This window comes from Chromobacterium haemolyticum (genome assembly GCF_002081825.1).
GTDB classification, from domain to species: Bacteria; Pseudomonadota; Gammaproteobacteria; order Burkholderiales; family Chromobacteriaceae; genus Chromobacterium; species Chromobacterium fluminis.
On record NZ_MUKU01000007.1, the window covers coordinates 72,324 to 83,856 of the forward strand.

Below are 11,533 nucleotides of genomic sequence, written 5' to 3' on the forward strand. Positions count from 1 at the left end.
CCTGTCCGTGGACAGGCGTTTCTTGGCGCGAAGCCGAGCGCGGTTTACAGACCGGCGTCGGCGCGCAGCGCCTCCACCTTGTCGGTGCGCTCCCAGCTGAATTCCGGCTCTTCGCGGCCGAAGTGGCCGTAAGCGGCGGTCTTGCTGTAAATCGGACGCAGCAGGTCCAGCATCTGGATAATGCCTTTGGGGCGCAAGTCGAAATGCTTTTTCACCAGCTCGACGATCTTCTCGTTCGGAATCGAGTTGGTCCCGAAAGTGTCCACCGCGATCGAGGTCGGCTCGGCCACGCCGATGGCGTAGGAAACCTGGATCTGGCACTGGCGCGCCAGGCCGGCGGCGACGATGTTCTTCGCTACGTAGCGGCCGGCGTAGGCGGCGGAGCGGTCCACTTTGGACGGATCCTTGCCGGAGAAAGCGCCGCCGCCGTGCGGCGCCGCGCCGCCGTAGGTGTCGACGATGATCTTGCGCCCGGTCAGGCCGCAATCGCCCATCGGGCCGCCAATCACGAAACGGCCGGTCGGGTTGATCAGGAATTTGGTTTCCGGCGTAATCATCTCCGGCGGCAGCACCGGCTTGATGATGTCCTCGATCACCGCCTCGGTCAGCGTCTTGTGATCGATTTCCGGGGTGTGCTGGGTGGACAGCACCACGGTGTCGATGCGCTTGGGCAGGCCGGTGGCGCCGTCGTATACGCAAGTGATCTGGCTCTTGGCGTCCGGACGCAGCCACGGCAGGCGGCCGTCCTTGCGCAACTCGGCCTGACGCTGCACCAAGCGGTGCGCATAGTAAATCGGGAACGGCATCAGCGTCGGGGTTTCATCGCAGGCGTAGCCGAACATCAGGCCCTGGTCGCCGGCGCCCTGGTTCAGGTCCAGGCCTTCGCCTTCGTTGACGCCTTGGGCGATGTCCTGCGACTGCTTGTCGTAGCAAGCCATCACCGCGCAGCCGCGGAAATCAAAGCCCAGCGCGGAATCGTCGTAACCGATGCGCTTGATGGTCTCGCGGGCGATCTTGATGTAATCGATATTGGCGCTGGTGGTGATTTCGCCGGCCAACACGACCAGGCCGGTGTTCACCAGGGTCTCGGCGGCGACGCGCGCGTGCTTGTCCTCGCGCAGAATGGCGTCGAGGATGGCGTCGGAGATCTGATCGGCGACTTTGTCCGGGTGCCCTTCCGACACCGACTCAGATGTAAACAGATATTCGCTCATTTATTATTCGTTCCCGAAAAATGCAAAACCTTGTGATGATAAAATAGGTCGCTTTAAGACCAAGACTGAGCTTCATATGTCTAAGCTAGTCCATTTATTGCTGTCTTTCCTGGCGCACCTGCCTTTATCCTGGCTACAAGGCCTAGGTGCCGTTCTTGGACGACTGACTTATCATGCGTCCCCCCGCTATAGAGCACGGCTCCGGGAGAACCTAAGTTCTAGTAAAATCTGTGGAAATTATCAGCTTTTACCGCGTTTAGTCAAACAAAGCGCCGCGGAAACCGGCAAGGGCGCGCTGGAACTGGCCATTGCTTGGTGCCGCGAGCCGGACGACATCGCCGCCATGGTCAAGTCGTGCGCCGGCTGGGAGCACGTCGAGGCGGCGCTGGCCAAGGGCCACGGCATTGTCTTCGTCACCCCGCACCTGGGCAGCTACGACATCGCAGGCCGCTACATCAGCTCGCGGTTGCCGTTTCCGCTGACCGCGATGTACCGCCCGCCCAAGATGGCCTGGCTGGAACCGGTGATGCAGGCCGGCCGCGCTCGCGGCAAGGGCAAGACCGCGCCGGCCACCGGCGCTGGCGTACGCGTGCTGATGAAGGCGCTGAAATCCGGCGAAGCCACCATCATCCTGCCGGACCAGGTGCCCGGCAACGGCGAGGGTGTGTGGGCGCCGTTCTTCGAACGCCCGGCCTACACCATGACTCTGGTGCCGCGACTGGCGCAGATCAGCGGCGTGGAAACCTTGTTCTTCGTCGGCGAGCGCCTCCCTGGCGGCCAGGGCTTCCGCGTTCACATCGAACCGCCGGCGCAAGCGTTCAGCGGTGATAAGGAGCAAGATGCCGCTCAGCTCAACGCCCAGGTGGAAGCGCTGATCCGCCGCTTCCCCAGCCAATACCTGTGGAGCTATAACCGCTATAAATGTCCGCCCGGCGTCAGCCGGCCGGACGCGCAATAACAGGAACGCTCGGAAACCCCTCGCCAACGCAGCGAGGTTTTCGAGTGTCCCAGCAAGGAAACCTATGAAATTCGCTTTTGCCCTGCTTTGGTTGATTCGCCTGCTGCCGATGTGGGCGATCGGCCTGCTGGCCCGCGGCCTGGGCAATATCGCCTACTGTCTGGCCCACGGCCGCCGCCGCGTCGGCATGATCAATCTGCGCCTGTGCTTTCCCGAGATGCCGGTGGCGGAACGCCGCCGGCTGATCCGCCGCAATTTCCAGCACATGATACGCATGGTGCTGGAGTACGGCGTGGTCTGGTGGAGTTCGGCCGCGCGCATCGACAAGCTGGTCGAGATCAAAAACCTGCACTACGTCACCGAACTACGCGAACGCGGCGAAGACGTGATTCTGTTCTACCCGCACTTCATCGGTTTCGAAATGTGCGTGTATTCGCTAAACCAGCACATCCCCTTGGTCAGCGTCTATTCCCATCAGAAGAACGAAGCGCTGGACCGCCAGATCTATCAAGGCCGCCAGCGCTACGACAACGCCTACATCGTGTCTCGTCAGGAAGGCCTGCGCCCCATCATCAAGGCAATGCGCAAGGACCACGCGCCCTTCCTCTACTTGCCTGATCAAGACTTCGGCGTGCGCGACTCGGTCTTCGTCGACTTCTTCGGCGTCAAGGCCGCCACCATCACCGGCCTGTCCCGCATCAGCAAGCTGGCGCGCGCCAAAGTCGTTCCGGCCATCGCCCGCCGCGTGGGCAACCGCTTTGAGCTGGAGTTCTACCCTCCTTGGGACAACTACCCCAGCGAGGACGTCGAAGCCGACACCCGGCGCATGAACGCCTTCCTGGAACAACGCGTCCGCGAAATCCCGGACCAGTACTTCTGGCTACACAAGCGCTTCAAGAGCCGGCCGCAAGGCGAGGCGCGCTTCTACTAAGCTTCCCCCCTCCAAGAGCCGGTTCAATGGGCACCGCTGCGCGGCGCCCTTCTCGCTCAGGCGTCCACGAACGCATCCATCAACAAGAAGGTGCCCGCCTGTCGCTGCCGGCTGTCGATCTGCGGCACCAGCCGCCGGAAATGTTCGGTTTGGCAATGCCGGTCCAAGGCCGTCCGGTCCGGCCAGGTTTCGATGAAGACGAAATGGCCAGGGTCTTTCTGGTCGATGAACAGATCGTAGCTGATGCAGTCCGACTCTTGCCGCGTTTTCTCCACCAATTCGTGATACAGCGGCATCACCTCAGCCACTCGGTCTGGCTGGATGAAGTCCTGAGCGATCACTTTCAACATTCTCTTCCTCCCCTCTCCTCATTGCGCGCTCTGGCACGCACCGCCCCTGCTCCTCAAAAAAAAACAGCGCGGACGGGGTTTCCCCCATCCGCGCCGGTACTGCTCATCCCTGCCCGCTGCTAAGCGCGTCGCCGCCAGAAGTAGCAATAGACGTAACCCGGAAACGCGAAGACCAGGAACAACGACAAGGTCGTCACATAGAACTGCCAGTTTTGTGGCTGCACCGGCATCAACCGGCTTTCCAGCAGGTAGGCGAAGCCGCCCACCAGCAGATACAGCGCCATCAGTTCCAGAAAGCGCCAGCCAAAATGCTTGTTGGCCACCTTCCACACCCCGCCCACTTTCTGGGTCAAGAAGGGCAGGTTGGCCGCCGCCAGGGCGATGATCAGCAAAGCGATGACGCTGGATTGCATGATATGGCGGCCTTAAATCACGGTGAGCGATTGACGCACGACTTGCAGGCACAACTCCAATGCGCGTTCCGGCAGCAGGCCGATGAAGAGCAAGGCCAGCGCGTTCAGCGACAGCACCAGCTTCATATCGCCGCGCACCACGATATCGCTGCGGTCTTCGGCGTCGTCGAAGTACATGGTCTTCACCACGCGCAGATAGTAGAACGCGCCGATCACCGACATCAGCACCGCGAAGATGGCCAGCTTGATCATGCCGATATCCACGATGGCCTTGATCACCGCGAACTTGGCGTAGAAGCCTACCAGCGGCGGAATGCCGGCCATGGAGAACATGGTCAGCAGCATCAGCAGCGCATACCAGCTGTTGCGGCTGTTCAGGCCCTTCAGATCGTCAACCTTCTCGCACTCGAAACCGGCGCGAGACAGCGCCAGCAACATGCCGAAGCTGACCAGAGACATCAGCACATAGCTCAGCGCGTAGAACAGCGCGGCCGAGTAGCCCACCTTGGTGCCCGCCAGCACGCCCAAGAGCAGGAAGCCCATGTGCGAGATCGTCGAGTAAGCCAGCATCCGTTTGATGTTGGTCTGCACGATGGCGGTGATATTGCCGATCGCCATGGAGAGAGCGGACACGATCACCAGCATCAGTTGCCAGTCCGCCACCAACGCGTCCAGGCCCTGGGCCAGGATGCGCAGCGTGAAGACGAAGGCGGCCAGCTTGGGGGCCGCGCCCACCATCAGCGTCACCGAAGTCGGCGCGCCGTGGTAAACGTCCGGCACCCACATGTGGAACGGCACCGCGCCCAGCTTGAAGGACAGGCCGGCCACGATGAACACCAGGCCGAAGACCAATAGCACATCGTTAGCCTTATGCGCGGCGATGGATTTGGCGACCGTCGCCAGCTCCAGCGAACCAGTGGCGCCGTAAATCATGGAAATGCCGTAGAGCAGCAGGCCGGAGGCCAGCGCGCCCAGCACGAAGTACTTCATCGCCGCTTCGGTGGCCTGCACGGAGTCGCGCTGCAGCGCGATCAGCGAGTACAGCGCCAGCGACAGCAGTTCCAGGCCCATGTACAGGGTCAGGAAGTGCGAAGCCGACACCATCAGGTTCATGCCCAGCAAGGCGAACAGCGCCAGCGAGAAATACTCGCCCTTGAACAACTGACGATCAGCGGTGTACTGCCGGCTGTAGATCAGCACGATGGCGGTGACCGCGTACATGGCCAGCTTGACCACGCCGCCCATCGGGTCCGCGACGAACATGCCGGAGAAGGTCACTACCGGCTGCGAGGTGAAAGTCATCACCTGCGCCACCGCCGCGCCCAACAGGGTCAGCAGGGTCAGGCCCAGGGTGATGCCGCGCTTTTCGTCCGAAACGAACAGGTCCGCCATCAGCACGAACAGGATCGCGCCGGCGAGGAACATCTCGGGAATCGCGGGTATCAGGTTGAGATCAGCCCAATTCATTATTTCCATTCCTTCCGCGCTTACAGCTTGCTCTGCGAGACATGCAGAATCAGGTCATTGACCGACAGGTGCATTTTCTCGACAAAGGCTTGCGGGTACAGGCCCATGCCCAGCACCGCGATGGCCAGGATGGCCAGTACCAGGAATTCGCGCTTGTTGACGTCGGACAGCTCGGCCACATGGCTGTTGCCCACATCGCCGAAGATCACGCGCTTGTACATCCACAAGGTATAGGCCGCGCCGAAGATCAGCGTGGTGGCGGCCAGCGCCGCGTACCAGAAGTTCACCTGCACCGCGCCCATGATCACCATGAACTCACCGACGAAGCCGGAAGTGGCCGGCAGGCCGGAGTTGGCCATCGCGAACAGCATCATGAAGGCGGCGAAAATCGGCATCTTGTTGGCCACGCCGCCGTAGTCGGCGATGTTGCGGCTGTGCACGCGGTCGTACATCACGCCGATGCAGAAGAACATCGCGGCGGATACGAAGCCGTGGGATACCATCTGCACCAGCGCGCCCTCAACCGCCCACTGATTCAGTTCGGAACCGGTGAACAGAAACAGACCCAGGGTGACGAAACCCATGTGCGAAATGGAGGAATACGCCACCAGCTTCTTCATGTCGGACTGCACCAGCGCCACCAGGCCGATGTAGACCACCGCCACCAGCGACAGCGCCACCATCACGCCGGACAGCTCGCGCGCGGCGTCGGGCAGGATGGGCAGCACGAACCGCAGGAAGCCGTAGGCGCCGATCTTCAGCGTGATTGCGGCCAGTACCATGGAGCCGCCGGTCGGCGCTTCCACGTGGGCGTCCGGCAACCAGGTATGCACCGGCCACATCGGCACCTTCACCGCGAAGGACAGGAAGAAGGCGACGAACAGCAGGATCTGCACCGTCAGTGGGATCTTGGCGATATCCTGGAAAGCCTGAATGTCGAAGGACTTGCCAGCCTGGAAGTACAGGTAGATCAAGGCCACCAGCATCAGCAGCGAGCCCAGCAGGGTGTAAAGGAAGAACTTGATCGACGCGTACACGCGACGCGGGCCGCCCCAAACGCCGATGATCAGATACATCGGAATCAGCATGCCTTCGAAGAAGACATAGAACAAGATGGCGTCCAGCGCGGCGAAAGCGCCGTTGATCAGACCGGACATGATCAGGAAGGCGGCCATGTACTGCGACACGCGCTTCTGGATCACCTGCCAACCGGCCACCACCACCAGCAAGGTGGTGAAGCTGTTGAGCACGATGAACAGCATCGAGATGCCGTCCACGCCCAGGTGGTAGTTGATGCCGAGGGATTCAATCCACGGCTTCATCTCGACGAACTGCATGCCGCCGCTGAGATTGTTGAATTCAGTGAACAGCGGCAGCGACAGCAGGAAGCCCGCCAGGGCTCCCGCCGCGGCCAGCCAGCGCGCCAGCGAGGCCCGCTGATCGCCCCCGGTTGCCAGCACCAGCAACCCGGCCGCTATCGGGGCCCAGATCACCAGAGTCAATAGATTTGTGAACATAGTCAAACCCAAGTTGTTATTCCAATCCCGGAGTCCGGGCTCAACGCCAGATCAGCGGCCAGAACCACACCGTCATCAGCGCCAGCACCCCGATGATCATCGCGGTGGCGTAGCTGTAGATGAAGCCGGTTTGCGCGCGGCGGATGAAGCCGGAGAACGTCGCCACCAGCTTGGCGGTGCCGTTCACTAACAGACCATCGATCAGCAACATGTCGCCCACCTTCCAGAAGAGGGTGCCCAGAGCGCGAGAGCCCTTGGCGAACACGGCGAAATAGATCTCGTCCAGGTAGTACTTGTTTTCCAGGACCTTGTTCACCAGGCTGAACTTCTGCTTGATGGCGGCCGGAATCTGCGGCGCCTTCATGTAGAAGAACCAGGCGGTGGCCACGCCGGCCAGCGCCAGCCAGAACGGCAGCGTGCTCAGCGAGTGCACGCCCATGGCGGCGGCGCCGTGGAACTCGCGGGCGATCTCTTCCATCGCCGGATGCAGTTCGTGGTTGACCGTGATCACGCCCTTGAAGAAGTCGCCGTACAGCAGCGGCTCGATCGCGAAGTAACCCACCAGCACAGATGGAATCGCCAGCAGCACCAGCGGCAGAGTCACCACCCACGGGGACTCGTGCGGCTTGTCGTTCGGACCCAGGCCGTGATGATGGTCGTGGGACACTTCTTCCTCATCGCTGTCGCCGTGGTGCTCGTGATGCGAACCATGGTTCTGCATCCAGCGCTCCTTGCCGTGGAAGACCAGGAAATACATGCGGAAGGAGTAGAAAGCGGTCACGAACACGCCGGCGATCACCGCAAAGTAGGCGAAACCGGACGCGGACAGATTGGACGCGTGCACCGCCTCGATGATGGAGTCCTTGGAGTAGAAGCCGGAGAAGAACGGCGTGCCGATCAAGGCCAGCGAACCCAAAAGCGAAGTCAGCCAGGTGATGGGCATGTACTTGCGCAGGCCGCCCATATTGCGCATGTCCTGATCATGGTGCATGCCGATGATCACCGAGCCCGCCGCCAGGAACAGCAGCGCCTTGAAGAAGGCGTGGGTCATCACATGGAACATCGCCACCGAGTAGGCCGAGGCGCCCAGCGCCACGGTCATGTAACCCAGTTGCGACAGCGTGGAGTAAGCCACCACGCGCTTGATGTCGTTCTGGACGATGCCGAGGAAGCCCATGAACAGCGCGGTGATGGAACCGGCGACCATGATCACGTTCAACGCGGTGTCGGACAGTTCGAACAGCGGGCTCATGCGCGACACCATAAAGATGCCGGCGGTCACCATGGTGGCCGCGTGGATCAGCGCCGAAATCGGGGTCGGACCTTCCATCGAGTCCGGCAGCCAGACGTGCAGCGGGAACTGCGCCGATTTGCCCATCGCGCCGATGAACAGCAGGATGCAGGTCACGCTCAGCAGCGACCATTCGGTGCCCGGAATCAGGCTGATGGTCTTGTTAGCCAGCGCCGGAGCGGCGGCGAACACATCGCTGTAGTTCAGCGAACCGCCGAAGTAGGCCAGCACCAGGCCGATGCCCAGCAAAAAGCCGAAGTCGCCGACGCGGTTGACCAGAAAGGCTTTCAGGTTGGCGTAGATCGCGGTCGGACGCTTGAACCAGAAGCCGATCAGCAGGTAGGACACCAGGCCCACCGCTTCCCAACCGAAGAACAGCTGGATGAAGTTGTTGCTCATCACCAGCATCAGCATCGAGAAGGTAAACAGCGAGATATAGCTGAAGAAACGCTGATAGCCCGGATCTTCCTGCATGTAGCCGATGGTGTAAATGTGCACCATCAGCGACACGCTGGTGACCACCACCAGCATCATCGCGGTCAGCGAGTCCACCAGGAAGCCCACCGAGAACTCGTAGCCTCCCACCGTCAGCCAGGTGTAAACCGGACCGTTGAACACTTCAGCCTGCCCGGTCAGGAAGGCGTGAAGCACCTTGAGCGACAGCGCGGCGGACAACGCCACGCCGGCTATCGTCACGACGTGCGAAGCGCGCCGGCCGATGGCCCATCCAAATAGGCCTGCAATGATGGAACCCGCCAACGGGGCGAGTGCAATCAGCAGGTATAAGCTCTTCATATCCATGCTTGTGTGCTTTGTGTAGGTTCCGGTTTGCCTTAGCCTTTGAGGCTGCCCAAGTCTTCAACGTTGATGGTGCGCAGATTGCGGAACAGCACCACCAGAATGGCGAGACCGATCGCGGCTTCGGCCGCAGCCACCGTCAGGATGAAGAATACGAAGATCTGGCCTGCCGTATCCGACAGGTAATGCGAGAACGCGATGAAATTGAAGTTCACCGCGAGCAGCATCAGCTCGATGGCCATCAGCAGCACGATCAGATTTTTCCGGTTCAGGAAAACGCCTAGCACGCCGATGGCAAACAGGATTGCGGCCAGCACCAGGAAGTGAGTCAGTGTCAGCACATTTCCTCCCTTATGTTGATTGGCCGTCAGGCCTGTTGCTTACCGGATTCGGCCTCGGAGGCCTCCTCCACCGTGGATTCTTCAGCAGGCTGTTCAGCCTGCATTTTCACCAGTCGCACGCGGTCCTTGCGTTTGACCTTGACCTGCAGGGCCGGATCGATCGCCTTGGTGTCCTTGCGGCTGCGCATGGTCAGGCCGATGGCGGCCACCATGGCCAGCAGCAGCACCACCGCCGCCACTTCGAAGGGCAGCAGATACGTGGTGTACAGCTGGCGACCCAGCACTTTGACGTTGCTGAAGTCCGCTGCCAGCGGCGCGGCGGCCTGGTAGGCGTCAAGCCTGGCGCTGGGGCTGGCCAGAATCATCGCCATTTCAAACACCATGATGATGCCGACGGCGGCGGCGACTGGAAGATTCTTCCAGAAGCCCTCGCGCAGTTTCTCGATGTTGATGTCCAGCATCATCACCACAAACAGGAACAGCACCATCACCGCGCCCACATACACCACCACCAGGGTGATGGCCAGGAACTCGGCCTCCATCAGCAGCCAGAGACCGGCGCTGTTGAAGAAGGCCAGCACCAGGAACAGAGCGGCGTGAATCGGGTTCTTGGCCGTCACCACGCGGATGCCCGCGAACACCAGGATGGCGGACAGAACATAGAAGACAAACATTGTGAAGTTCATGACCCCTCCTTAGCGATACTTGGCATCGGCCGCCTTGCTGGCGGCGATCTCGGCTTCGTACTTGTCGCCGATCGCCAGCAGCATCGGCTTGGTGTAGTACAGATCGCCACGTTTTTCGCCGTGGTATTCGAAGATGTGGGTTTCCACGATGGCGTCCACCGGACAGGCTTCCTCGCAGAAGCCGCAGAAGATGCACTTGGTCAGATCAATGTCGTAGCGCGAGGTGCGGCGGGTGCCGTCGTCGCGCTGTTCGGACTCAATGCTGATCGCCATCGCCGGGCACACCGCCTCGCACAGCTTGCAGGCGATGCAGCGTTCTTCGCCGTTGGCGTAGCGGCGCTGAGCGTGCAGGCCGCGGAAGCGCGGCGAAATCGGCGTCTTCTCTTCGGGGAACTGAACCGTGATCTTGCGGGCGAAGAAATAGCGGCCAGTGACCATCAGGCCCTTGACCAGCTCCACCAGCAGGAAGGTCTTGAAAAAGTTTCGGATCGAATTCATTTTTTCACCTATCCCCGTCTCAGTGCCACAAGGACAGCGGGGTCATCATCCAGACGCCCACCACCAGGATCCACACCAGGGTCACCGGGATGAACACCTTCCAGCCCAGACGCATGATCTGGTCATAGCGATAACGCGGGAAGGTGGCGCGGAACCACAGGAAGCAGAACAGCACCATGGCCACTTTAAGCGCCAGCCAGAAGAAACCGCCCGCGCCCAGAATGCCCCAGGACGCCGGGAACGGCGACAGCCAGCCGCCTAGGAACAGCAGCGCGGTCAGTGCGGCGACCAGGATCATGTTGGCGTATTCGGCCAGGAAGAAGATGGCGAAGGCCATGCCCGAGTACTCAACGTGGAAACCAGCCACGATCTCGGATTCGCCCTCGGCCACGTCAAACGGCGCGCGGTTGGTTTCGGCCACGCCGGAAATCAGGTAGACCACGAACAGCGGGAACAGCGGCAGCCAGTTCCACGACAGTACGGAACCGCCGGCCATGCCCTGCCCTTGCTGCTGGACGATCTCCACCAGGTTCAGGCTGCTGGACACCATCAGCACGCCGATCAGCGCGAAGCCCATCGCCAGTTCGTAGGACACGATCTGGGCGGCGGAACGCATGGCGCCGAGGAAGGAGTACTTGGAGTTGCCCGCCCAGCCGGCGATGATCACGCCGTACACGCCCATCGAGGTCAGCGCCAGGATGTAGAGCAGCGAGGCGTTGACGTTGGCCAGCACCAGCTTGTCGGTGAACGGAATCACCGCCCAGGCCGCCAGCGCCGGAGCGATGGACAGCACCGGCGCCAGCAGGAACAGGCCCTTGCTGGAGTTGGTGGGCAGGATGATTTCCTTCATCAGCAGCTTGACCGCGTCGGCGATCGGCTGCAGCAGGCCCAGCGGGCCTACCCGGTTGGGGCCGATGCGGATCTGCATGAAGCCGATGACCTTGCGCTCGGCATAGGTCAGGTAGGCGACGCACAGCAGCATCGGCAATACGATGGCGATGATCTTCAACAGGGTCCAAACCACGAGCCCCGCGTCAGTGCCAAGAATACCTTGCAAGAACTCCATGCT

The 11,533-nt window shown here is 61.3% G+C and carries 12 protein-coding genes; 2 read left to right on the forward strand and 10 right to left on the reverse strand.

From position 1 onward, the window contains the following. Positions 1–44: 44 nt before the first annotated feature. Positions 45–1,214 (reverse strand): methionine adenosyltransferase, encoded by a 1,170-nt coding sequence (gene metK / locus B0T39_RS06820; protein ID WP_019101982.1) that lies wholly within the window; start codon positions 1,212–1,214, stop codon positions 45–47. A gap of 76 nt (positions 1,215–1,290) precedes the next feature. Here metK and B0T39_RS06825 point away from each other — a divergent pair, with 76 nt between their 5' ends. Further along, complete coding sequence (locus tag B0T39_RS06825; RefSeq protein ID WP_081545407.1) at positions 1,291–2,172, forward strand: lysophospholipid acyltransferase family protein; 882 nt, start codon at positions 1,291–1,293, stop codon at positions 2,170–2,172. A 64-nt stretch (positions 2,173–2,236) separates the two neighbouring features. Further along, on the forward strand, positions 2,237–3,103 hold the full coding sequence (locus B0T39_RS06830) for a lipid A biosynthesis lauroyl acyltransferase (RefSeq protein ID WP_081545408.1): 867 nt from the start codon (positions 2,237–2,239) through the stop codon (positions 3,101–3,103). A 56-nt stretch (positions 3,104–3,159) separates the two neighbouring features. Here B0T39_RS06830 and B0T39_RS06835 read toward each other — a convergent pair whose 3' ends face one another. The 9 genes from B0T39_RS06835 to nuoH form a co-directional block, all read right to left on the reverse strand. Beyond that, positions 3,160–3,453, reverse strand: a complete 294-nt coding sequence (locus B0T39_RS06835) for a putative quinol monooxygenase (RefSeq protein ID WP_081545409.1) — start codon at positions 3,451–3,453, stop codon at positions 3,160–3,162. Positions 3,454–3,572: 119 nt separating this feature from the next. After that, on the reverse strand, positions 3,573–3,866 hold the full coding sequence (locus B0T39_RS06840; RefSeq protein ID WP_081545410.1) for a DUF2818 family protein: 294 nt from the start codon (positions 3,864–3,866) through the stop codon (positions 3,573–3,575). A 12-nt stretch (positions 3,867–3,878) separates the two neighbouring features. After that, a complete protein-coding gene (nuoN, locus tag B0T39_RS06845) occupies positions 3,879–5,333 on the reverse strand; it encodes an NADH-quinone oxidoreductase subunit NuoN (protein WP_081545411.1) in 1,455 nt (484 codons plus the stop codon). Positions 5,334–5,353: 20 nt separating this feature from the next. Beyond that, on the reverse strand, positions 5,354–6,850 hold the full coding sequence (locus B0T39_RS06850) for an NADH-quinone oxidoreductase subunit M (RefSeq protein ID WP_081545412.1): 1,497 nt from the start codon (positions 6,848–6,850) through the stop codon (positions 5,354–5,356). Between the two features lie 40 nt (positions 6,851–6,890). Beyond that, entirely contained in the window at positions 6,891–8,942 is a 2,052-nt protein-coding gene (gene nuoL, locus B0T39_RS06855) for an NADH-quinone oxidoreductase subunit L (RefSeq protein WP_081545413.1), read from the reverse strand. Positions 8,943–8,974: 32 nt separating this feature from the next. After that, entirely contained in the window at positions 8,975–9,280 is a 306-nt protein-coding gene (gene nuoK / locus B0T39_RS06860) for an NADH-quinone oxidoreductase subunit NuoK (RefSeq protein WP_019102195.1), read from the reverse strand. Between the two features lie 26 nt (positions 9,281–9,306). Beyond that, on the reverse strand, positions 9,307–9,966 hold the full coding sequence (locus B0T39_RS06865) for an NADH-quinone oxidoreductase subunit J (RefSeq protein ID WP_081545414.1): 660 nt from the start codon (positions 9,964–9,966) through the stop codon (positions 9,307–9,309). Between the two features lie 9 nt (positions 9,967–9,975). Further along, positions 9,976–10,455: an NADH-quinone oxidoreductase subunit NuoI gene (gene nuoI, locus B0T39_RS06870; protein ID WP_217806208.1), complete on the reverse strand. Its 480-nt coding sequence runs from the start codon at positions 10,453–10,455 to the stop codon at positions 9,976–9,978. A 28-nt stretch (positions 10,456–10,483) separates the two neighbouring features. Beyond that, positions 10,484–11,530: an NADH-quinone oxidoreductase subunit NuoH gene (nuoH, locus tag B0T39_RS06875; protein WP_048413406.1), complete on the reverse strand. Its 1,047-nt coding sequence runs from the start codon at positions 11,528–11,530 to the stop codon at positions 10,484–10,486. Positions 11,531–11,533: the final 3 nt, after the last annotated feature.